This is a genomic window from Methanohalobium evestigatum Z-7303, from assembly GCF_000196655.1.
In the GTDB taxonomy this organism is placed as follows: domain Archaea; phylum Halobacteriota; class Methanosarcinia; order Methanosarcinales; family Methanosarcinaceae; genus Methanohalobium; species Methanohalobium evestigatum.
On the sequence record NC_014253.1, the window covers coordinates 608,021 to 626,356 of the forward strand.

34 protein-coding genes are annotated in these 18,336 nt (G+C 40.2%); 1 reads left to right on the forward strand and 33 read right to left on the reverse strand.

From position 1 onward, the window contains the following. Window positions 1-13 precede the first annotated feature (13 nt). Together METEV_RS03105 and METEV_RS03110 are read right to left on the reverse strand one after the other, a co-directional pair. Window positions 14-1,192: a hypothetical protein gene (locus tag METEV_RS03105; protein WP_013194099.1), complete on the reverse strand. Its 1,179-nt coding sequence runs from the start codon at window positions 1,190-1,192 to the stop codon at window positions 14-16. A gap of 247 nt (window positions 1,193-1,439) precedes the next feature. Continuing rightward, window positions 1,440-2,768: an FG-GAP repeat domain-containing protein gene (locus METEV_RS03110; protein WP_013194100.1), complete on the reverse strand. Its 1,329-nt coding sequence runs from the start codon at window positions 2,766-2,768 to the stop codon at window positions 1,440-1,442. 233 nt (window positions 2,769-3,001) lie between these two features. On the opposite strand from METEV_RS03110, the gene METEV_RS12505 reads away from it, so the two are divergent. Next, complete coding sequence (locus tag METEV_RS12505) at window positions 3,002-3,595, forward strand: type IV pilin (protein WP_013194101.1); 594 nt, start codon at window positions 3,002-3,004, stop codon at window positions 3,593-3,595. A 327-nt stretch (window positions 3,596-3,922) separates the two neighbouring features. On the opposite strand, the gene METEV_RS03120 is transcribed toward METEV_RS12505, so the two are convergent. The 31 genes from METEV_RS03120 to METEV_RS12275 all read right to left on the reverse strand — a co-directional run bounded on the left by METEV_RS03120 (window position 3,923) and on the right by METEV_RS12275 (window position 18,198). Next, window positions 3,923-4,417: a hypothetical protein gene (locus METEV_RS03120; protein ID WP_013194102.1), complete on the reverse strand. Its 495-nt coding sequence runs from the start codon at window positions 4,415-4,417 to the stop codon at window positions 3,923-3,925. A gap of 32 nt (window positions 4,418-4,449) precedes the next feature. After that, window positions 4,450-4,710: a hypothetical protein gene (locus METEV_RS03125; RefSeq protein ID WP_013194103.1), complete on the reverse strand. Its 261-nt coding sequence runs from the start codon at window positions 4,708-4,710 to the stop codon at window positions 4,450-4,452. A 310-nt stretch (window positions 4,711-5,020) separates the two neighbouring features. Next, on the reverse strand, window positions 5,021-5,605 hold the full coding sequence (locus METEV_RS03130) for a site-specific integrase (protein WP_157197271.1): 585 nt from the start codon (window positions 5,603-5,605) through the stop codon (window positions 5,021-5,023). A 332-nt stretch (window positions 5,606-5,937) separates the two neighbouring features. Further along, the gene (locus METEV_RS03135; RefSeq protein ID WP_013194105.1) at window positions 5,938-6,357 is read right to left on the reverse strand and encodes a hypothetical protein; all 420 of its coding nucleotides are present in this window, start codon (window positions 6,355-6,357) and stop codon (window positions 5,938-5,940) included. A gap of 277 nt (window positions 6,358-6,634) precedes the next feature. Further along, entirely contained in the window at window positions 6,635-6,817 is a 183-nt protein-coding gene (locus METEV_RS03140; protein WP_013194107.1) for a hypothetical protein, read from the reverse strand. Between the two features lie 14 nt (window positions 6,818-6,831). Then, complete coding sequence (locus METEV_RS03145; RefSeq protein ID WP_013194108.1) at window positions 6,832-7,011, reverse strand: hypothetical protein; 180 nt, start codon at window positions 7,009-7,011, stop codon at window positions 6,832-6,834. A gap of 130 nt (window positions 7,012-7,141) precedes the next feature. Further along, on the reverse strand, window positions 7,142-7,279 hold the full coding sequence (locus METEV_RS12260) for a hypothetical protein (RefSeq protein WP_013194109.1): 138 nt from the start codon (window positions 7,277-7,279) through the stop codon (window positions 7,142-7,144). Between the two features lie 3 nt (window positions 7,280-7,282). Next, window positions 7,283-7,651, reverse strand: coding sequence for a hypothetical protein (locus METEV_RS03150; protein WP_013194110.1), 369 nt, complete (start codon window positions 7,649-7,651; stop codon window positions 7,283-7,285). Window positions 7,652-7,661: 10 nt separating this feature from the next. Next, on the reverse strand, window positions 7,662-8,192 hold the full coding sequence (locus tag METEV_RS03155; RefSeq protein ID WP_013194111.1) for a hypothetical protein: 531 nt from the start codon (window positions 8,190-8,192) through the stop codon (window positions 7,662-7,664). Next, window positions 8,192-8,389: a hypothetical protein gene (locus tag METEV_RS03160; RefSeq protein ID WP_013194112.1), complete on the reverse strand. Its 198-nt coding sequence runs from the start codon at window positions 8,387-8,389 to the stop codon at window positions 8,192-8,194. Before METEV_RS03160 ends, METEV_RS03155 begins: the two co-directional genes overlap by 1 nt. Next, window positions 8,386-8,565: a hypothetical protein gene (locus METEV_RS03165; protein WP_013194113.1), complete on the reverse strand. Its 180-nt coding sequence runs from the start codon at window positions 8,563-8,565 to the stop codon at window positions 8,386-8,388. The genes METEV_RS03160 and METEV_RS03165 overlap by 4 nt, the downstream gene beginning before the upstream one ends. Window positions 8,566-8,650: 85 nt before the next feature. Continuing rightward, window positions 8,651-9,698, reverse strand: a protein-coding gene (locus METEV_RS11955; protein ID WP_157197272.1) for an IS630 family transposase whose coding sequence is annotated in 2 segments (ribosomal slippage) — window positions 8,651-9,217 and window positions 9,219-9,698 — 1,047 coding nt in all. Because the reading frame shifts where the segments join, the coding sequence is not laid out codon by codon here. A gap of 91 nt (window positions 9,699-9,789) precedes the next feature. Beyond that, entirely contained in the window at window positions 9,790-10,056 is a 267-nt protein-coding gene (locus METEV_RS03180) for a hypothetical protein (RefSeq protein WP_013194116.1), read from the reverse strand. After that, on the reverse strand, window positions 10,056-10,610 hold the full coding sequence (locus METEV_RS03185; RefSeq protein WP_013194117.1) for a hypothetical protein: 555 nt from the start codon (window positions 10,608-10,610) through the stop codon (window positions 10,056-10,058). Before METEV_RS03185 ends, METEV_RS03180 begins: the two co-directional genes overlap by 1 nt. Then, on the reverse strand, window positions 10,607-11,323 hold the full coding sequence (locus METEV_RS03190) for an SPL family radical SAM protein (RefSeq protein ID WP_013194118.1): 717 nt from the start codon (window positions 11,321-11,323) through the stop codon (window positions 10,607-10,609). Before METEV_RS03190 ends, METEV_RS03185 begins: the two co-directional genes overlap by 4 nt. Then, the gene (locus METEV_RS03195) at window positions 11,323-12,066 is read right to left on the reverse strand and encodes an N-6 DNA methylase (protein ID WP_013194119.1); all 744 of its coding nucleotides are present in this window, start codon (window positions 12,064-12,066) and stop codon (window positions 11,323-11,325) included. The genes METEV_RS03190 and METEV_RS03195 overlap by 1 nt, the downstream gene beginning before the upstream one ends. After that, a complete protein-coding gene (locus METEV_RS03200; protein ID WP_013194120.1) occupies window positions 12,066-12,284 on the reverse strand; it encodes a LuxR C-terminal-related transcriptional regulator in 219 nt (72 codons plus the stop codon). Before METEV_RS03200 ends, METEV_RS03195 begins: the two co-directional genes overlap by 1 nt. Beyond that, window positions 12,284-12,916 carry a hypothetical protein gene (locus tag METEV_RS03205; protein WP_013194121.1) on the reverse strand — a complete coding sequence of 211 codons (633 nt, stop codon included), beginning with the start codon at window positions 12,914-12,916 and terminating at the stop codon, window positions 12,284-12,286. Before METEV_RS03205 ends, METEV_RS03200 begins: the two co-directional genes overlap by 1 nt. 11 nt (window positions 12,917-12,927) lie before the next feature. Next, on the reverse strand, window positions 12,928-13,071 hold the full coding sequence (locus tag METEV_RS12265) for a hypothetical protein (protein ID WP_013194122.1): 144 nt from the start codon (window positions 13,069-13,071) through the stop codon (window positions 12,928-12,930). 13 nt (window positions 13,072-13,084) lie between these two features. Next, window positions 13,085-15,211, reverse strand: coding sequence for a minichromosome maintenance protein MCM (locus METEV_RS12640; protein ID WP_013194123.1), 2,127 nt, complete (start codon window positions 15,209-15,211; stop codon window positions 13,085-13,087). A 5-nt stretch (window positions 15,212-15,216) separates the two neighbouring features. Continuing rightward, the gene (locus METEV_RS03215) at window positions 15,217-15,627 is read right to left on the reverse strand and encodes a hypothetical protein (protein ID WP_013194124.1); all 411 of its coding nucleotides are present in this window, start codon (window positions 15,625-15,627) and stop codon (window positions 15,217-15,219) included. Between the two features lie 98 nt (window positions 15,628-15,725). Next, window positions 15,726-16,259, reverse strand: coding sequence for a hypothetical protein (locus tag METEV_RS03220; protein WP_013194125.1), 534 nt, complete (start codon window positions 16,257-16,259; stop codon window positions 15,726-15,728). Next, the gene (locus METEV_RS03225) at window positions 16,256-16,627 is read right to left on the reverse strand and encodes a hypothetical protein (protein WP_013194126.1); all 372 of its coding nucleotides are present in this window, start codon (window positions 16,625-16,627) and stop codon (window positions 16,256-16,258) included. Before METEV_RS03225 ends, METEV_RS03220 begins: the two co-directional genes overlap by 4 nt. Continuing rightward, a complete protein-coding gene (locus tag METEV_RS03230) occupies window positions 16,624-16,803 on the reverse strand; it encodes a hypothetical protein (protein WP_013194127.1) in 180 nt (59 codons plus the stop codon). The genes METEV_RS03225 and METEV_RS03230 overlap by 4 nt, the downstream gene beginning before the upstream one ends. Beyond that, the gene (locus METEV_RS12270) at window positions 16,800-16,937 is read right to left on the reverse strand and encodes a hypothetical protein (RefSeq protein ID WP_013194128.1); all 138 of its coding nucleotides are present in this window, start codon (window positions 16,935-16,937) and stop codon (window positions 16,800-16,802) included. Before METEV_RS12270 ends, METEV_RS03230 begins: the two co-directional genes overlap by 4 nt. After that, the gene (locus tag METEV_RS03235; RefSeq protein WP_013194129.1) at window positions 16,934-17,128 is read right to left on the reverse strand and encodes a hypothetical protein; all 195 of its coding nucleotides are present in this window, start codon (window positions 17,126-17,128) and stop codon (window positions 16,934-16,936) included. Before METEV_RS03235 ends, METEV_RS12270 begins: the two co-directional genes overlap by 4 nt. A 22-nt stretch (window positions 17,129-17,150) precedes the next feature. Beyond that, the gene (locus METEV_RS03240; protein ID WP_013194130.1) at window positions 17,151-17,357 is read right to left on the reverse strand and encodes a hypothetical protein; all 207 of its coding nucleotides are present in this window, start codon (window positions 17,355-17,357) and stop codon (window positions 17,151-17,153) included. Then, on the reverse strand, window positions 17,354-17,656 hold the full coding sequence (locus METEV_RS03245; RefSeq protein ID WP_013194131.1) for a hypothetical protein: 303 nt from the start codon (window positions 17,654-17,656) through the stop codon (window positions 17,354-17,356). The genes METEV_RS03240 and METEV_RS03245 overlap by 4 nt, the downstream gene beginning before the upstream one ends. Next, the gene (locus METEV_RS03250; RefSeq protein WP_013194132.1) at window positions 17,657-17,839 is read right to left on the reverse strand and encodes a hypothetical protein; all 183 of its coding nucleotides are present in this window, start codon (window positions 17,837-17,839) and stop codon (window positions 17,657-17,659) included. It abuts the gene before it with no gap. Then, on the reverse strand, window positions 17,840-18,028 hold the full coding sequence (locus tag METEV_RS03255) for a hypothetical protein (RefSeq protein WP_013194133.1): 189 nt from the start codon (window positions 18,026-18,028) through the stop codon (window positions 17,840-17,842). It abuts the gene before it with no gap. Window positions 18,029-18,030: 2 nt separating this feature from the next. Continuing rightward, the gene (locus METEV_RS12275; protein ID WP_013194134.1) at window positions 18,031-18,198 is read right to left on the reverse strand and encodes a hypothetical protein; all 168 of its coding nucleotides are present in this window, start codon (window positions 18,196-18,198) and stop codon (window positions 18,031-18,033) included. Window positions 18,199-18,336 lie beyond the last annotated feature (138 nt).

Below are 18,336 nucleotides of genomic sequence, written 5' to 3' on the forward strand. Positions count from 1 at the left end.
ATGGATAGAGGGATTATGTATCCCATCCATCACTACCGGAATCAGTTGCATTCAAAGTAAATGCAGGTTCCTGACTGAATGGTATCTCGAGGTTGCGACCGGCATCTACAAGCTGCATACCATAGAAGTGTGCTTCATTTGTACCGCTGCCTGGATGTGTGTATGTAATCTTAATCTCGAGTGGATCTTTGTTGCTGTCAGAGGTCCTCTTGACATCCGGCAGTTCTCCAATCCAATACATATCGTTGGCAGAGTTTTGCGCGGAAGGTGCACTCTCATATATCGGGTCTGAAGTGTCGAGGTTGTCGACCTTCTGGAAGCTTGTGAAGTCCTGTGAGGTACCGTCTTCCTTGGAAACAGTGATTGTGTCGATGTTGCCTTTCAGGTCTTCAGGAAGCTCTACATACAGACCCATCCTATCTCCGATGCGGTAGTTGTTCTGTGGCTGTGCATCGAAAGTGATGGTTTTGTCTGTGGTGTATGAGGTCTCAGTCTCGGTGTATCCTGAAACATTGGACCCTGCAAAGTTTACAGTCTGCATTGAAGAGTATTCATAGATCTGGAACCTGTTAGGTGTGACAGTGAACTCACCGAGGTTCTCGTTGTAGTTATCAACTGAGAATGATTCCTTGATTACCTCGAATTCGCCTGAAGCAGGGGTTTCACTGTTGTATCCAAACAGTAAGAACCTCTGTCCTACCTGTGCGTTCATACTTGCTCTCTCGATGGCTCCGTCAGTTGTAGATGATGCTGTAGGTGTACCTCCTCCGGGAGCCTTGAGTTGTGAAACGCCGTCATCGATTACAGTCTGCAGTATTTCGTATTTGTCTTTGTCCGCATACTCGCTGTAATCAAGTATGTAGAAATCGTAGCTTGTATCTGTGAAATCAGTACCGTCTCCCTGACTAATCATCAGTTTGATATCGCCTGAGTATGTTTGTGCTGCTTCTGCTTCGGGTGCAGTGATGCCTCCGCCATCATCGGTGTCTACCAGACCACCGATACTTATCCATCCAAAACCGATACCTATAAGCACGAAAGATACAATCAGTACCACTCCATTCTTGGGCACTCTGCCGCTTAAGATGTTTAGCAACGGGATTTTTCGAAGCATCCCGAAATAGTCAAGTACATACATTATACCTGCAATTGCAAGTATTAAGTTGAAAGATAGCCATGTAATGCCTAACATTTTTTTAACCTCCGATTGGTTTATTACCTATTGTATCGGAGGTCTGACTTTGAAATATTTATAATAATGTATTCGCCTTTTTTAAAAGCCGGTGCAGAATACCTCAATCTGGTGCGAATTAGCCTAATCTGGTGCAAAATACTCTGAATTGGTGCAGGTTTAGAATTATCTTGAGCTATTAATGTTTCAAAGTTTAATTCAGGACCATGTGATAAATCGGTAAAAAAAGAGAAAAATAAATTGATGGTTAATGTACAAAGTCTGCTTCATACCAGTTATTTGTATCCCAGTTACCAACAATAATATCTTTTATACCATCATTATTAAAATCGATTACTTCTATTGAATATGTACGTTTTTTATTACTGTGCATTTTATGAGCAGTAAATGTATTATTACCATTGTTTTCGTAAAAATAATTAGAATCATTATTGACACCAGTAATAACATCTAAATGACCGTCATTATTTATATCGTTTACTTTTAATGAACGAGTATATTCAGATTTACTATGTATCTCATGCTCATGAAATGTATCATCACCACTGTTTTCGTACCAACAGTTTTTATATCCTGAATTACCTATAAGAATATCTATACGATTATCACCATTCATATCAGCTACATCTACGGATTTAGTCCAATCTGGATTGGTATGTATCTCATGAGCAGTAAATTTTGTATTATCACCACTGTTTTCGTACCAATAGTTTTCATTTCCATTTCCAGCAATATAATCTAAATAACCGTCATTATTCAAATCGGCTAATTCTATTGCGTATGTATTTTTTGCATTGTTATGTATCTCATGAGCGGTGAAAGTACCATCACTATTATTTTCATACCAATAATTTTTATATTCAAAAGCATTACCAACGATAATATCTGGATGACCGTCCTTATTCATATCGGCTACTTTTATGGCTTGTGTATCTTTTTCATGGCTATGTATATCGTGAGGAGTAAAAGTACCATCACCATTGTTTTCATACCAACTGTTTACACCACCAGTGCCACAAATAATATCTAAATAACCGTCATTATTCAAATCATATATGGCTATTGAGTTAGCCCATTCTGAATTAATATTAATCTCATGAGCAGTAAAAGTACCATCACTATTATTTTCATACCAGCAATCTATTTGACCATTGTTACCTGCAATAACATCTAAATGACCGTCGTTATTCATATCGGCTACTTTCATTGATTTTGTATCATTATTATAGCTATGTATTTCATGAGCATTTGTAAAAATCAATGTCTTTTCAGACCAACCTCCACCTCCAGATTTCTCTTCAAGATTTACTGTTTGCTGGTCCTTAATATCCGTAGTAACTTCTGGACCTGGTGATTCGTTATCTACTGTATCACTTACAGATCCAACCGATACCCAACCCATACCAACAGCAACCAGTACAATAGCACCCATGAGAAATACGGGATTTCTGGGCATCTTACCGCTTAGAGTATTGACCAATGGAATAGTTCTCAAAAATCCAAAATAGTCCAGTACATAGAATATACCTGCAATTGCAAGTATTACGTTGAATGATAACCATGTGATTCCTAACATTTTATTTGACCTCCGGATAGTCGTTTAAATCTTTATGTTGGAGGTCGAACTCTGAAATATTTATAATAATGTATTCGCCTTTTTTAAAAGCCGGTGCAGAACAACCCAATCTGGTGCAAATAAGCCTAATCTGGTGCAAAATACCCTGAGTTGGTGCGGTTGCTATGCTTCGACTAAATATTTTTATAATTTAAAAATTATACTACTTTAGGTAAGATTTTATTGGGATAATCATGGGCAAATATAACAGTTCATTACTAAGAGAAGATGACAAAGGGGTTTCACCTGTTATTGGTGTTATTCTGATGGTGGCAATCACAGTTATATTGGCAGCAGTTATCGGGTCAATAGTATATGATACTGATACCAAATATTTAGAAAAACCATCACAGGCTGCATTTGAAACATCGACTGTTAATGGGATTCATAGAGATACAGAAGAAATGACTGTACCTGTTATAAAGATAAATAAGGTCGCAGGAGATACCCTGTCACAGGAATATGAAGAAGGAGTTCACAGTGGTATTAAGCTGAATAAAGTATATCTTTTTGACCCTGATGGTAATAAGTATGAAGTAAACAATTCAGATACTATGGAAGGTTCAATTATTGAAACCGGTGAATCATTCTATATATTCCATTTTGAACATGATGATGGAAATTACTGGATGACAAATAATAAAAAAAGAGTTAAAAAAGCAGATTGGGAATTTGAAGGTCAACCTAGAGGAAGCGGTGTTGAACCATTTAAATCAGGAAAATGGCGTTTGTTGATTGTTGATGATAAGAGAGACTTGATACTTGTAGATACAAAAATAGAACTTTAACCTGAAACTTTGTTAGATGAACTTGAATTTTAGATTTCATAATAAAGTTAGACATTTTTTCATATTTTGTCTAATTTAATGTCTCCATATTCCTGAAAGATCCACAAAATCAGCTGTTTATTCATCACTAAATTAGACATCAGAAAACCTATTTAAGACTGGTTAACACAGACGGTAATATAATAAATTTCAGAGGTTTTGGTCTAAAACCAAAAAGAAGCTCTTTTTCTTAAATAGATTTAGAATCAGATACTTTATTAAGACAAAGATTTCTGCAGAGCCAAAATCGATACTGTAATAAAAAGGAAATTTATGAACCCTGTTGAATTACCTGATTGTCATATCAGCAATGATTTGATGAGAGGCATCGTCAATTATTCTAACGGATACCATTCCAGGTATACTTGCTAATTCATCACTAATAGACTCAACGTCCTTCTTATTTGGGTTAATCATTACGAGGTCACCGGAATGTGAATCATAGTAGATATAGTATGTATCACCTTCTCTAAATTTGTCATCTTCATTTAAATTATAAACAACCTCCTTATCATTAACTTCTACAGTAGTTTCTCCTTTAACAAATGTAACTTTGTCACCACCTCGGTGTTCAAGCTTTATAATCTTGTTACCATTGATTGATTCAGATCCACCCACAATACTCAACTGGGGCGCCTGTTTAGGAATACCATCAGATTGTTCTTGATTGTCATCTGTCTGGTTTGTTGTGTCATCAGAATCGTTCTCATCAGGCGATGATGTGCAACCTATACCCATTAAAACCAGTAAAATAATTATAATAGTTATTGTTTTTTTGTTCATATAATCCCTATATCGATACACTACAAGAGTTATTATTTTTTCTTTTTATCAGTACCAGATTTGACAAAACCTACTAATAGAATAATACCGCCAATAACTATTCCAGCCGTAGAACCATATTTTATAATTTTCATGGTCTGATATTCTTCTTTTGATTCGTCATCAATTTCCCTTACTATTTCATCAAAAACACCATATTGGTTCATTTCATCTATTTGATCACTAACATACATATTCAGTAGTAGTGACGCTACCAAAATTGCCGACCCTATAATAATCGCACCAGCATCCATATTATTAAAACTCCTTTGTTTAGTATTCTAATAGCAATTTATTAGCGTAATTAATATACCGTTTTCTTGAAACTAGCCTGACTATTAATTAGTTATTCTGGTTATAACTCTCCAGTTAATCGGTATAATTACTGATTAAAAATTAAGTAACAATTTATAAATATTTTTGGCATAAAAATTATACTTAGGTATATAAGCATGAAAAATGGAATTGAAAATTTCATTGCAGAAGTGGTGGCATTTATAGTCCTTTTTGTATTCGCTGTTTGGTTTTTTTTATATATTTACCCAAATAAGCAGTAATTTATAATCAATGCACCCATGCCAACCTTTTCTTGATTTCAGCTTTCTCTGCATCAGTGAAAGGCAAACCCTGATAATGCCTCATTGAAGTGAGGTTGTCATGACCCTGCCTTAAACAGATGCTTGTTAGTGGCATTCCAGAGGTAACCATCCAGCTCTCAATTGACTTTCTTGTGGTTTTAGCACTGAAACCTTTAGGGTCCATATCGGCTTTTTCAGCCCATCTCTTCATGTTCTCTCCCCAGACATCCAGTCTTGGAGGATTAGGACCTTTGAAGAAATACCTCATAACCATGTCAAACTGTGGAGGTAGAGGATATATATACCTTTCAGGTTGTTTCCTCTTGCTTTTCTTCTGTGCAAATTCAGGTAGATGTATGGCTTTTTTTCTGGGCCACCACCAATCCGGATACTGGTATAACCTCTGCAGCTCCACGTATCTCATGCCGGACCAGAACAGGATTTCAAATATCGTCCTGAGATAATCTTTAGGGATCTGTTCACTAAGGGCATCGTACTCAAACGGTCCGATTATCTTTGTACCTTTAACCAGGATATCTTCTGATATTTTTATACCTCCTACTTGCCCCATAGTTTTGTTAATATTTAGGGATTTTCGTAAAATAAGAGGTTGAATTGGTGTATAATATCTAGAAAAATCTGACAAAAATCCCATAATTTTATGTCAAAACTATGGGTAATTCATACTCTTTATTTTGATGATTTGAGAGAAAAATAGTTTTAAAATGCATTAAGCGCAGGTATAAACCTGCGGTCTATTACTGGATATGAGTTATAATTATAAAAAAGTTATTAAATCGTATTTAGGTACGATATCAAAAGATAAAAAATTAAATGGTTTTAGCCCTCTATACCCCTTCAAACTCGTCAACTTTTTCTTCTAAAACCATTGATTCTGGTTAATCACTCATTCTTAACTATATAAAGGTCACAAAGTTCACTTAGTTTTTCAGAAACAGGATGAATAGTTAAGAAAATATATGTTCTACCTTGTTGTCGAGCTGATTGAACAAGCTGGACTATTGCTTTTTCTTGTTCATATAATACATTTTCATCTAATTTTTTATCTAACTGTTCAATAATAACTAAATTAGATTCAGGTTTGAAATTGAAGTGTTCCAATTTTGACGCTCTGATAATCTCACGATCATTTGCAAAGCATTTTGACAATTCATCAGCTGTTATATAAAAATTAGTTGTTTTGGAAAATTTTGAGTTTTTGTACCCTTTTAAGATACAAAAATTGATATCTTCAAAAGTTTTCACATGGCTTTTTGCAACAATATTGTCTTCCTTTCCAAGGATGTCATTTAATGGTTTCATATTCATCTCCACTTATTACACAAATTGCACTTAGGTCAATATTTATAACTAATTATTGTTCATGAAACCTTGCGTGCAGACATTCATTTACCAAATCCTATTTTATCGAATTCAAAATCTTCAAGTTGTCCAGATAACCTTATTTTCTATTATGAGCTTTTAACAATTGCATTTGTTGATCTCTGATTCTGTCTGTCAAGGTAACTCCAAACATTTGTTTATGCTTTTTATCCATCAAACCCCAAATTGTTTTAGGATTACCAGATGCGTCACTCATTTAATCAGCTCCACTATAATGCACCAACCAACCGATTTCATAACCTGTTACAAACCTTTTACCGCAATTTGGCTCCTGACACTCCCAGTATATGCAAACCTCATCTCCGTCTGAGGATACTACTGGTTTCCTGAACTGTCGGCAGTTTGAGCTTCCGCAGTTATTGCATCCGAATTCTCCCATGGCATCCCTCTTGTTCAAACTATGAATGATTCTTGTTCCTCTTCGTATGCTGGCTGCTGCAGGGTATGAATTAGATCTATTATCTGGCTGTAACCTTTTTGCTCTTCTTCCGGTAGGAAATCGAGCAAATCATCCAACTGTTTCTGTAACTTGTCACCGTCCTCTTCTGACATTTTTACAACGTAGATTCCCATTTTAATCAGCTCCTTCAAATTCAAACGGATCATAATCGCAGTTAGAACATAATGCCTTGTTTTCATCGCCGAAAATCGATTTTACTGTGTATAACTGAGCTCCATTTTGACCACAAATATCGCATTCCGTTTAATCATCTCCTGTTTCATCGATTATTTTGACTATTCCATGTACCATTTCCATATGTAGACCCATGTCATTATAATCCAAATCTCCTTCATTTGTCTCATATCCACATATTGTACATTTCAAATGATGATCTCCCATAATTCAGGCCTCCTGCTTCTCAGCAAAACCATCCTGTTGGATTTCTGACATCCTTTCCTGTAGATGCTGCAGACCTAATTCCTGAACTTCATCGAAGTCCCAACCCATATCCATGCAGACCATTCGAGCCTGTATCAAAAGGTCTGAAAGTGCGAGTTTGGCGTTATCTCTGTAGGAACCAAGGATTTGTGGATCCATGTTGGACCTTGCATTATAGACTGCAAACTGCTGCAAATCCCCCAGTTCATAACCCATGATTGCAGCCCGGGTTACGAGCTGCTGTTTATTTTTGGGCGGTTCAAGTCTGCGTATCTTTTTCAGTGACTTTGTAATTTCCACTGTTCTGTTACCGTTGTTTGGGAAAATCATCATATCAGCTCCTTTACAAACCCGGGTCGTTTCTCCAAAATGTGAAAATGTACAATTCATCCCATTTCGTGATGTCTGAAATACTTAAAACGTCAGACCGGTTGTAATACGGTATACCATGTACAGTGTCATTACACACGAGCTGTATATCGGTTATAGGATACTTTGTAGGATTAGGAGATTCATGGTCTCTAGTACTAGCATAATCAAAATCATATCCTTCAGGTCTCAATGGTAATACATCAGCATCAAATTCAGAATGTCTGAAATTGTCCACAGGTTCTCCTGATTCTTCATTGATAACCTCCAATATCGTATTATCTCCATCAGAAGTTATCGGTAATTTGTGCTCTGGGATACTTACAAATAGCCACTGGTACCAATCATCCCAGAATAGACCTAATTCATTCATTTCAGAATCTGAAATTTTCCTGACTGTATTGTTTTTTACCCTTTCCGGGTTAGAGTTCCACCCTGTTTCTTTTATGAAGTTCTCATAATTGCTTTTGAACACGATTGTAGTATTGTTTTTTAAGTAAACCATTATATCACATCCTTTAGAAGTCCAACAAATTCTAGGTGACAATGCGGACAATCCTCTTTACATACCGTTCCAGCTGTGGTAACTGTTACAGGCATGCCTTTGAGACATGCCTCTCTGCCATCAGCTACCGGGTGTCCTACAAGGTGAATACATTTGTAGGCTTCATCATCGTCTGATACGAAGGTGCAGAGTTTCATTGCTCTGCCCCCTGTTTTCCATATCTACCATCATTAAGAGAATATTCAATTGAATATTTCTGTTTCAGCTCGTGTAAATCGGTTTTTAGTTCGATAATATGTGGCCTGATTGATTCTTTCAGAGTTTTTGCTTTTTGTTCGATTTTCTCTCTGTCCTCTGAACTTAAACTGTTCATTGCTGAATCACAGTGGAATGATAGTTCATCAAGGCTTTTTTCTAATTGCTTTATTCGGTGGATGTTTTCTACTATAGTCTTTAACTCAATGAATTATACTTCTGATTTGTACATCGAATTTTTTCATCCAAGCTTTAGCAAATGACAGTGAATTTCCGATCTTCATGAACACTGTTTTTATGATTGACCTCATATGCTGTTTTGATTGAACAAACCTTACAGATATTTCTCTTTTAATAGATTTCCATATGAACTCAACGGGGTTTAAATCAGGCGAATACGGAGGCAGGAACACCAGTATAATACCCAGTTGTTTCGCTTTCATGGTCGTTTTCAGTGCATGATGTGCTCTGGCATTATCCATAATCAACACGATAGGTCTACCATGATTGATTCTTGATATTTCCTCGAGGAATTCACAGACATCATCAGATTTTGATGAATCTTTGAATTCGATCAGGTTGTTACCGTTTATGGAATAAAATGCAAAAGCATTTGCTTTTATGTAATCCGTGTTCTTGTAAATCACGGGTTTATCAAACGACCAGAGTCTCTGTGTATTGGCTCTGGTCTGTGGAGACGATTCATCCATGAACCCTATTACATAGGGTTCATCGGTCTCAGTGTTTAAGAGAGTAAGTATGTCTTCGAGGTTTTTTTAAAATCTCATCAGCATTTTCAGGTTTTCTGTAGTCGTAAGTATATGGTTTGGAATGTTTCATGCCAAACTGTATCATTATGATTCTTATCTGTTTGAGAGAATATTCAACCCCGTACTTTTGTATAACGAGCTGCCTGACTTCATTAGTAGTCCACAGGCTCCTCTCTTTAAGTATATCCTTGAGTTCATCAAACTGTTGTTGTGTGAGTTTGTGTTCTCTGCCCTTGCTTACCATAGGAACTAGTGCCTCATAACCACCTTTATTCCATCTATCCTGCCAGTAATACCCGGTCATTTTAGTGATACCAACTTTGTCAGCAGCTTCGCTGACAGAGTCTCCAAGATACCTGAATTTGCAGAAATATAGCCGTCTCAACATCCTGGCATTAGTCTCGGTTTTTATTAGAGTGTTGAGCTGGTCAAGTGTCACATGATGCTCAATATCTATCTGGTCTTTTCTTCGTTGTTTCATAAGAAGATATATGCTGTTTGAGTATAAAGAGCTACGTATCAAACTATAATTTCTCATAACTGTCTGTGTCTATTTTTCTATCGTACATTATTCAGACCTCCGATGATTCACCAAATACCCGTTCAGTACATTTTTCCAATTCTGCTGTCAATTCGTCTCTGGTAAAGTTAGTACAATCAACAACATCCTGATTTGCTGTAAGATAGACAATATTACTTCTTGCAAAGTGTTGCTGTACTTCTTCATCATCGCTATTTTCAATTGATTCCTGGATTTCTGGCGGTAGTATATGGAGCAAATCCTCTCCGTTCATTGCAAGACCGCCTGATTTGTTGTTCAGAATTACTTTGAATGTCATTACAGAACCTCCCCTTCCAGCTGATGTTTCATGTATTTGAGATGGAAAAGCTCCCTTTCCTTTCTGAAAATCATATGACTGATTTCGTCCATGGCATAATGTGCCGGGTCCCATTTTGTCTCGTCAATCAGCTCTACCTGAACATCCTGGAAACCTCTGGCATAAACCGGTAACCTGATTATGAAATTGTCAGAAAGGAACCGCATATCATATCCATCATGGTCATCAGGGTCCAGACCATAATTTTGCATCAAGCTGTCAATACACTCATTTACGTGAAACAGTGCACTCCAGTACTTCAGAGCAAATTCTTTGGATTCCTTGTTGTGGTATTCTCCTTCGAAATCATCAATACCTTCTTCCCATGATCTGGACCATCTGCCGTTCCTTTTGAACCTGAATCCAACATCCGACTCCCACTCGAGTTTTTCTACGTTGTACCTGTTTTCAAGGTCGTTTAACATGTCCTTTGATTCCTGTACCCATACTGGCATTTTTTCAAAGAGTTCTGTAAGTGCATTTTTTATTGTAGTAAGGTTAGTTCCTGCAGTCATTGATTAGCCTCCAAAAGGTCCTGTTTGATGTAGTAGCTGCAGCTCTTCAGCTGCAAGTAGTTAGAAACGCTGTTTCTGAATTCCACCCAATCAACATCTGATTTCCAGTAATTCAGCTTACCAACCTTGTAGTGGTCCACAAACTCATGGGTATCGTCTATGATCTGGAAAGTTTCAGTAGGATAGATTACAGGTTCCAAGGAAACCCAGGTGTAGATACCTCTGTGATGTGCTTCTTTGAGAGCCATGAACCGGTCGAAATACTTCGGTGCATTGGGCTCCCATTGTCTCCTCAGGGATTCGTCCCTGACTGCCAGAGTCATACCTACTTCGTTCTCAGGATGGCCTTTCAGTACGTCAAAGTCCCTCAGAAACAGGTTGGACTTGGTGAGAATCCGGACAGGTATATTGTTCTCATTCAGGATTTCAATAGCCTGTCTGGTTAATCCCAGCTCCCTTTCAATCGGTTGATACGGATCCGATATAAAAGAGAGCAGCACTTTATCAATCCAGTATCCATTTTTCTCTGCATCGTTCTTTAGGTGCCTGATTATATCTTTCCTTGGTACAGGGTTCTGGAAATCTCTACGAGAAGTACGGGTTGCAGCTGGAGCGTAGCAGTACTTGCAGCCGTGACTGCACCCTCTGTAGATGTTGAGAGCAAAGGAGCAATACTCCCCTGCTCTTCCTCTGGGCTGGTAGATAACCCGCATCAGTTGAACCCCCTGAGATACCACATAGGAGTGTACCATGTCTGTTTATTTTCCAGTTTCAGAGTATTTCCATGGACCAGTTGAGCAGGACAACCTATCAGTGACAGCTGGGTGTAAGCCATGCAGAATACCATGTAATCCGAATCCTGTGCTGTGACTTTCAGCCTGTTCTGGAAATTTACTCCTTTCTCGTGCAGCATTTCACAGACTGCTATCACGAATGACCCGGCTCCAACTGCAGGTTCGTTGAACTCAATTACTTCATCTGTATCAGAATCATAGTCTGAAAAAGTCACCTGTGCAGCGAATTTAGACAATTCGTAAGGTGTGAAGAACTGACCTCCGAACTTGTTTGGTAATTCTAGTTCCATGAAAATGGTACCCAGGAAATCACAGAACTCGGTATCCAGTGCCATTGTGGCCAAGGACAGCAGTTTTGGGAACTGCTGCATTTCTTCTCTTTCGTATTTGCTGACTATTTTCAGGTACTGGTCTTCCAGTTCCCTGTCGTAGTTGACTGAGTTGTGGATGGAAATTGCAGCTGCTTCTGTCCAGTCCTGCCAAACCTCCCATCTGTGGTGAGCGTGGCAGAGTCCATCAAAGATTTTGATGAATTCCTTGTGCAGCTGTTCTCTGGATTTAGGACCGGTTACCGGTGTTTTTGGTGTGGCCGGTTGGTTGTCTGAAACCACCGGCTGAGTACTGGAGGTGTTGTACTGATCCCATGTCAGCTGCACAGCCATTATACAAACCCCCATTCAGCTTTGTATTTTACAACAGTTCTGTTGGATATCCCGAGTTCCTCGGAGATTTCACGATTGTTCTTTCCTTCCTGCAGCATTCTGTACAGTTGTTCCTGTTTCCATTCCGGAATCTGTTGACCACGGTTGCTGAGACTTTCGCGCTTTTGCTGCATGTTCTGGAAACGTTCGTATTCTTCAGGAGTTAATTTCAGAGACATCAACCAGTCACCCCCTGTGATTCTCCGGACTCTACGACCGGTGCTCTGGTATCCACTCCTACCGTGAATGATTCAGCATCGTTCTTGGTGAGAACTCCCCAGCTGTACTCGCAATCGAAGTTTGGATGCCTGTTGAAGTATTCAAAAATAGCCTTTGCTTTCTGGTATTTTAGAGGGATATCTTTGAATCTGGTTCTCTCCGGGAGCTGCTGATACAGGTCCGTGAGGTCCTCGAATGTAGTGTGAAGTATGCATCCGGATGTCTCTTTGATTTTGATTATTCCGGTGTTCACGTCTTTCTCTTCGTAGCTGAACTTTTTCCACTGTGGTTTTTCAGGTGGCTCTCTTTCCTGGAAGTCTATAGTAGGTTTAGGTTCAGCTGCATCTGTAACAGCTGGTTTAGCAGGATCCTCGGGTTCCCGGTTAGAAGGTTCAACTTCATCTGGTCCGTCAGAAGTTCCGGATTCTTCAGTCGATTTTGGTTCCTCTGCTTCAGAATTGATGTTGTTACAGCTGCACTTCTGAATCAGCTGGTCCACATCACTACAGATATCATCGATTGATTCTATCATTTCAACCGGGATTCCTTCCGGAAACAGGATTTTTAGTATACTTGTTTTAGTATTGTCCATGGAAACACCTCTTAGAACATCTTTGATAGTGTGAGTTTGAGATTCTCTGCCGGTATTTCGATTATGTCGCCTTCATCGTCCTGAATCCGTGCTGTTTCACCGTCGATATTGCACACAATAGTTCCATCACTCATTACTTGCTGGTCTAGTATCATTCAACAAACCCCCTCAGCATATTATGTATGTACCAGTGTCGACTTCCATCAGGTCGCCCTGTTTTCTCATACGTCCGATGGCTTCATCGACCTGGTCGTTTGAGATGCCTTCTTTCTGAGCCTCTTCATAGATGTCGTGAATCGAAACTCCTTTCTGCCTACCCATCTGTGCGTTTGCATCCTCAAGGTCGTAGATGACCCAGTAGAGATCTTTAATCTTGGACCTCTGAGAGTTGGATGTACCTGTTTCCAGGATATCAGTATCCAGTTTACCGGTCTGCGGGTCGACTGCGGACTGTTTGAGTGATTCCTGTATCAGGTCTATCGCATCCTGGACGTCCTGCTCGTTCACCCTATTATCCAGCCTCATCCTCGCAAAAGCTTCGGAAACCCGGATTATACTCTCAAGTTTCCTTGGTGTGACAGGTATCGAATCATCGCCCTTGTTGTGCCTGAGGTTCATCCAGAACTCGGTTATGCGGTCTTTGAGTTCTACAGGGAGTACAGGAACAACGTTGTGTCTGGCGTAGCTGATGTATTTTTGAAGCAGGTCGAAACTTAGTACGGAATCGTCGGACTTTTCCTCGAGCTGCTGCTTAATCTGCAGATACTCGCTCTCTGTGAGGTTCTGCCTTGCTGAACTCTTTATATGGGTCGCTATTATGTGGTCGCTGAGTTCTCTATCCTTTACATCATCAGGTTTGTCAAGCATCAGGAATATCAGGTCGAACCGGGATATCAGAGACGGAGCCATCTGGACCTGTCTCGAGAGGGATTCATACTCATCGAACCGTCCATATTTCGGATTGGCAGCTCCCAGAACACTTGTCCTTGTGGACAATGTCAGGTGGATGTTAGCCTTGTTGATGGGTAATTTCTGCTGCGCCATTGCATCGTGAAGTGCGGACCTGTCTTCTTCACTCATCTTGTCGAGTTCGTCTATGCAGCAGAGACCTTTATCTGCCAATGGGAGAGCTCCGGCTTCAAGAGCAAACTGGTCGTCCATGTCCGGGTCATTTTTGATGACTGATGCAGTGAGTCCAGCTGCACTGTTACCTTTACCTGAAGTTATGATTGATTTTGGAGAGAGTGTAGCTGCATAATTCAGCAGTTTGGACTTCGACATACCGGGGTCTGAAACTGCAAGGACGTGGATGTCACCTCTTGTATATGCACCGTCTTCATGAGTTTTGGAAACTCCGGAAAACAGTTGTACTGCTATGGCCTTTTTGAGGTTCTGATAACCGTATATACTGGTGGCCATGGATCCAGCTATACGGTCCTTGATGTTCGGGTCCCTGGATAACTCAAGGACCTGTTCTTCGTCCTCCGGTGTCAGTTCAATTTCATCGAAATCCTTGTCCTGTTTTATGATATTGTTGACGTCAAGCAGGAACTTGAAGAACGGTTTTTTACCCTTGCTTGATTCTTCCTGTCTGCTTTGCAGGACTCCGTTTACCAGGATCTTGTCACCGGGTTTGCAGGTCTGGACCATGTCGTCATAGGCATAGCAGATAAGGGTTTCAGGCTGGGATTTCTCGATATCCTCCGGGTTTTCCTGTATCTCTATTATCTGGACATCCCTATAGCTGGATTTGTCAACAAGGGTTTTGAACGGTCCTTTCCTACCACATACCTCGTTCTCGCACTCGTGGGGTTCTGTGAATTTGGAACCCGTTTGAGGAATGTAGGTTATGTGCTCACAGCGCATGCAGTAGAAGGCTGCATTGACTATCATCGGTTTGACTTTGGATACCTTCTTGACTACACCGGGAATTGATACGAACTTCATCAGGTGGTCGGACCTGAAGGAACTGATATTGGTCTGTTCAGGAAAGTTGTAGATCCTCGGGACCACGTCCTGTCCTACGTCCACAGGAAGCGTCATGTTGTAGACTGCATCATGGAACAAAGACAGGAATATATCCGGATTTTCTTCCAGCAGATCTGCGAAGGGATATCTCGGATGGTCCAGACTGTAGTAGTCTATAGGTATGCTTTTTGTCGCCGGATAATCCTTGAGATGTTCTGTGAGTTCGTCCCAGTAGTACCTTATCAGGACTTCTATTAGTTGTTCCTGTGAAAGTTCCGATGGGTTCGGTCTTTCAGATGTTAGTAGTTCTGTTTCAGAAATTGACATTTATGTTAATCCTCCTTTTCGTTATCGGTCTGTGTCGGTTCGAGTGTTTTCAGAATTTTATCCGGATTTTTGGGATTCTGTCTCTGCACCAGATACTTCAAGAATAGTGTTCGGAGTGCTTCCATCTGGTAATATGCATCAGAACCCCTGTAATCAGTTGCAAGAGATTGAAGAACAGAATCCCGGAAATTATCAAAAAGTTCCATGAGATGATCGTCCATGTCTTTGGGGACGAGCCTCTCAAGAATCTGGTTGTATGTTAAATCCGGATTCTTCTCTTTTTCATTTTTGATAAAGTCCGCCAGATAACTGTTAGATGGTATCTTAACCATCATCCTTTCATTCTTTTTAGAATTGTTTAGATTGTGATTAGGTGGTATCTGGGTGGTATCGGATACCACCTCTCCAGGTGACATCCCTTCAGGTCTGTTTTTTTGTTTTTTTGTGTGGATAGTTCCTGCAGTAATGGTAGCACACTCCTGTAATATTTTTGAGCACTACAGCCCTTACTTTCTTAATTGTTTAATCCATTCTTACATGATTCTTTGTAAAGTGAAGCCTTTACAGAGGGTATCAGGGTATCTATCCCTCCAAGGTGGTATCCGATACCAACCGGATACCAGTTATTAGATACCAACCAGATACCACCTATCAGATAACCATCCATATCTTTACCTGATAGTGTTTTACTGGCTATTCCTAAAACATTACCAAATTCATGATAATGTCTCAATTCTTTTCCTATTATTTCTGGGTGTTTTAATGCAGGTATAGCTTTATCACCACCTTTTACATGAAGATGTGAATCATGATATCCTGTAGTTTCAGCTGCTGGGAGTTTTGAAACTCCGAGGAGACGGTAGGGAGTTAAGGTATCAGACACGTAGACGGGGGCATCGTAACCGGGGTCTCCCTCTTCAGCAGCACTTTTTGAATGAGATTTATATATCATGCAATCCCTCTTGTTATTGCCTCCTTTGGTTTGTGGAGGTTCGAGCAAAAGGAAAGGGTAGGTAAGATGTTCCTGCAGTAATGGTAGCACACTCATCTCCTACCTCCCTTCTTCATTCTCACTTTCTGTCTTGCTATAGCATCTGATTTTGTAGTGGGTACCAGTTTCTTACCGCCGTATTTCTGGAAGTCCTCGTACAGTTCATTGCTTCCTACAAGCTTACTGTACTGGTGCCCTTCTTCACATTCGAAGTGTCCAATTACACTTAATTCAGCTGTAACCTGTGCAAGGTAACATTGTGCGGATCTTCCGCAGTAGATGCAGCTGTCAAATACATTTCTCTCGGTGTGTTCAGCAAACCCTTCGACATATTCCTGGAATGTTATCGGCACAGTTTTCATACCGGAGAAGTACGTAAATCCGGTCTTTTTCGGATGCGATACCTTCTCGGTCTGAGAACTCATCTGGCTACCTCCTTTCTCTGGATGGCTACCGGTGTTTTACCACCGCGTTTCCTAATCCTTGTACCAGGGTCAGTACCGGTCCACAAACACTCTGAACATCTATAGTCCATCATCCTTGTTCTCTTACGGATCTGGCTCGAACCGCATTCAGGACAGCACTGTATGAATTCATTCATTGTACCACCACCTCTTCACGGCTTTGACGGCGAAATACTGATATATCTTCATCACGTACATTTCCACCGTAGTCTTCATAGATCTCACAATCATCTTCCGGGATGATTGTGATTTCTTCCCTTCTTCCCATCATTGTGCAACCTCCTGATTTGTTCCGGATATCTGGACGGCTGCACCTTTATCCAGCTGGAATTTGCTGACCTTGCTGTCCGGTTGTTTCCCGGTCCAGTGACAGCTGTAGCACTTGTAGTCTCTGGACCTCGTTCTGAACCGCACTTCACATGAACTGCACACCGGACAGCACATTATATTTCTACCTTTCATTATTGAGCAACCTCCTGATTATTCATCTCTTTGCGTGTAATGGTTCCAGTTCCGGTTCTTTTATAACAGCTCTAACTATCAATCTGCAGCCGTCATAACCGGCTACATTTATGTTGCAATCAGTTTCCGGACCGATTTCGTCAAACCAATCCCATGGTTTGTTCAGGATATCCTCAATTTCTTCAGGATCTTCAACAGAAAAACATCTAAAAACAGGTCTCAGCTTCATTGTTCAATCGCCTCCTCTGGTGGTTCTATATCCTCCAAACGCAGCTCACTGGTGAACACTGGATTTAGCTGGTTGCAAATTTTGTAACCTTCCAGCTGACCTTTACCATTTATATGCGCCCTGCTTATACCGTATTCACAGTACCGACAGCGCTCGAAAAGTGCATAATCCGTACTGGATTTGTGTACCGGTATTGTCTCCGGATCTTCCAGGTCTACCTTGTCCAGAACAGATTTGGTGACTTTTGTCTCAAGCCGGTTATAAGGACATTCAAGGTTGACATCAGCTACCCAGTGCATTCAGTAATCCCCCATTGCTTCCAGCTGTTCTGGGTATGGTAGTGAACGTTCAGCTTTAGCCTCATCTTCTGCTTCCATCTCAGCTTCTATACATGCGGGACATTCAGCCGGGTCTGCATATGGGTCTTCAACTGAAATACCGTAATCATACCCACAAACCGGACATCTGATAGTATCGGACATTCACTCCACCCCCGCAACGAGTTTTATAGTCCTGGCTAGATTTCTGTCGAATTCGTTACCGAACTGTTCAAGGTAATCCAGGGTATCTTTATCATCACTGCATATTTGTGAAGCAATCTTCCTGGACTCTTTACTGATAGAATCCAGATTTGTTGATTGGGATTGGTTTTGTTGAACTTCACCAGCCATTTTTAATCCTCCTCTGGGCATTCCTGATTACCCGGAATTTTGCCCGTCAGACCGCAGATTTTCCTCTTTCTGATTCTGTCACCCGCTACTATGTCCTCTGTTTCAAGATGCGGACACTCTACATCCGCACAGTTCTTGGCACTGGGTTTGAACTTCTTGGTAGTCTTCATCAGTTATCATCCTCCAATGGACAACGTGTCAATCTTCCAGGAATCATGCCGACCTTGCCGCAGATATACCTGTAGACTATTCGATTACCACCGGGATAGTAACTAACAGTCTTCAAAAAAGGACAATTTGAACGGTTA

Excerpts from the sequence above, each read along its gene's own strand:
- METEV_RS03105 (WP_013194099.1), bottom strand. The coding sequence starts at position 1,192 with ATGTTAGGCATTACATGGCTATCTTTCAACTTAATACTTGCAATTGCA.
- METEV_RS03110 (WP_013194100.1), bottom strand. The coding sequence starts at position 2,768 with ATGTTAGGAATCACATGGTTATCATTCAACGTAATACTTGCAATTGCA.
- METEV_RS12505 (WP_013194101.1), top strand. The coding sequence starts at position 3,002 with ATGGGCAAATATAACAGTTCATTACTAAGAGAAGATGACAAAGGGGTT.
- METEV_RS03120 (WP_013194102.1), bottom strand. The coding sequence starts at position 4,417 with ATGAACAAAAAAACAATAACTATTATAATTATTTTACTGGTTTTAATG.
- METEV_RS03125 (WP_013194103.1), bottom strand. The coding sequence starts at position 4,710 with ATGGATGCTGGTGCGATTATTATAGGGTCGGCAATTTTGGTAGCGTCA.
- METEV_RS03130 (WP_157197271.1), bottom strand. The coding sequence starts at position 5,605 with ATGGGGCAAGTAGGAGGTATAAAAATATCAGAAGATATCCTGGTTAAA.
- METEV_RS03135 (WP_013194105.1), bottom strand. The coding sequence starts at position 6,357 with ATGAAACCATTAAATGACATCCTTGGAAAGGAAGACAATATTGTTGCA.
- METEV_RS03140 (WP_013194107.1), bottom strand. The coding sequence starts at position 6,817 with ATGGGAGAATTCGGATGCAATAACTGCGGAAGCTCAAACTGCCGACAG.
- METEV_RS03145 (WP_013194108.1), bottom strand. The coding sequence starts at position 7,011 with ATGGGAATCTACGTTGTAAAAATGTCAGAAGAGGACGGTGACAAGTTA.
- METEV_RS12260 (WP_013194109.1), bottom strand. The coding sequence starts at position 7,279 with ATGGGAGATCATCATTTGAAATGTACAATATGTGGATATGAGACAAAT.
- METEV_RS03150 (WP_013194110.1), bottom strand. The coding sequence starts at position 7,651 with ATGATGATTTTCCCAAACAACGGTAACAGAACAGTGGAAATTACAAAG.
- METEV_RS03155 (WP_013194111.1), bottom strand. The coding sequence starts at position 8,192 with ATGGTTTACTTAAAAAACAATACTACAATCGTGTTCAAAAGCAATTAT.
- METEV_RS03160 (WP_013194112.1), bottom strand. The coding sequence starts at position 8,389 with ATGAAACTCTGCACCTTCGTATCAGACGATGATGAAGCCTACAAATGT.
- METEV_RS03165 (WP_013194113.1), bottom strand. The coding sequence starts at position 8,565 with ATGAACAGTTTAAGTTCAGAGGACAGAGAGAAAATCGAACAAAAAGCA.
- METEV_RS03180 (WP_013194116.1), bottom strand. The coding sequence starts at position 10,056 with ATGACATTCAAAGTAATTCTGAACAACAAATCAGGCGGTCTTGCAATG.
- METEV_RS03185 (WP_013194117.1), bottom strand. The coding sequence starts at position 10,610 with ATGACTGCAGGAACTAACCTTACTACAATAAAAAATGCACTTACAGAA.
- METEV_RS03190 (WP_013194118.1), bottom strand. The coding sequence starts at position 11,323 with ATGCGGGTTATCTACCAGCCCAGAGGAAGAGCAGGGGAGTATTGCTCC.
- METEV_RS03195 (WP_013194119.1), bottom strand. The coding sequence starts at position 12,066 with ATGGCTGTGCAGCTGACATGGGATCAGTACAACACCTCCAGTACTCAG.
- METEV_RS03200 (WP_013194120.1), bottom strand. The coding sequence starts at position 12,284 with ATGTCTCTGAAATTAACTCCTGAAGAATACGAACGTTTCCAGAACATG.
- METEV_RS03205 (WP_013194121.1), bottom strand. The coding sequence starts at position 12,916 with ATGGACAATACTAAAACAAGTATACTAAAAATCCTGTTTCCGGAAGGA.
- METEV_RS12265 (WP_013194122.1), bottom strand. The coding sequence starts at position 13,071 with ATGATACTAGACCAGCAAGTAATGAGTGATGGAACTATTGTGTGCAAT.
- METEV_RS12640 (WP_013194123.1), bottom strand. The coding sequence starts at position 15,211 with ATGTCAATTTCTGAAACAGAACTACTAACATCTGAAAGACCGAACCCA.
- METEV_RS03215 (WP_013194124.1), bottom strand. The coding sequence starts at position 15,627 with ATGTCACCTGGAGAGGTGGTATCCGATACCACCCAGATACCACCTAAT.
- METEV_RS03220 (WP_013194125.1), bottom strand. The coding sequence starts at position 16,259 with ATGAGTGTGCTACCATTACTGCAGGAACATCTTACCTACCCTTTCCTT.
- METEV_RS03225 (WP_013194126.1), bottom strand. The coding sequence starts at position 16,627 with ATGAGTTCTCAGACCGAGAAGGTATCGCATCCGAAAAAGACCGGATTT.
- METEV_RS03230 (WP_013194127.1), bottom strand. The coding sequence starts at position 16,803 with ATGAATGAATTCATACAGTGCTGTCCTGAATGCGGTTCGAGCCAGATC.
- METEV_RS12270 (WP_013194128.1), bottom strand. The coding sequence starts at position 16,937 with ATGATGGGAAGAAGGGAAGAAATCACAATCATCCCGGAAGATGATTGT.
- METEV_RS03235 (WP_013194129.1), bottom strand. The coding sequence starts at position 17,128 with ATGAAAGGTAGAAATATAATGTGCTGTCCGGTGTGCAGTTCATGTGAA.
- METEV_RS03240 (WP_013194130.1), bottom strand. The coding sequence starts at position 17,357 with ATGAAGCTGAGACCTGTTTTTAGATGTTTTTCTGTTGAAGATCCTGAA.
- METEV_RS03245 (WP_013194131.1), bottom strand. The coding sequence starts at position 17,656 with ATGCACTGGGTAGCTGATGTCAACCTTGAATGTCCTTATAACCGGCTT.
- METEV_RS03250 (WP_013194132.1), bottom strand. The coding sequence starts at position 17,839 with ATGTCCGATACTATCAGATGTCCGGTTTGTGGGTATGATTACGGTATT.
- METEV_RS03255 (WP_013194133.1), bottom strand. The coding sequence starts at position 18,028 with ATGGCTGGTGAAGTTCAACAAAACCAATCCCAATCAACAAATCTGGAT.
- METEV_RS12275 (WP_013194134.1), bottom strand. The coding sequence starts at position 18,198 with ATGAAGACTACCAAGAAGTTCAAACCCAGTGCCAAGAACTGTGCGGAT.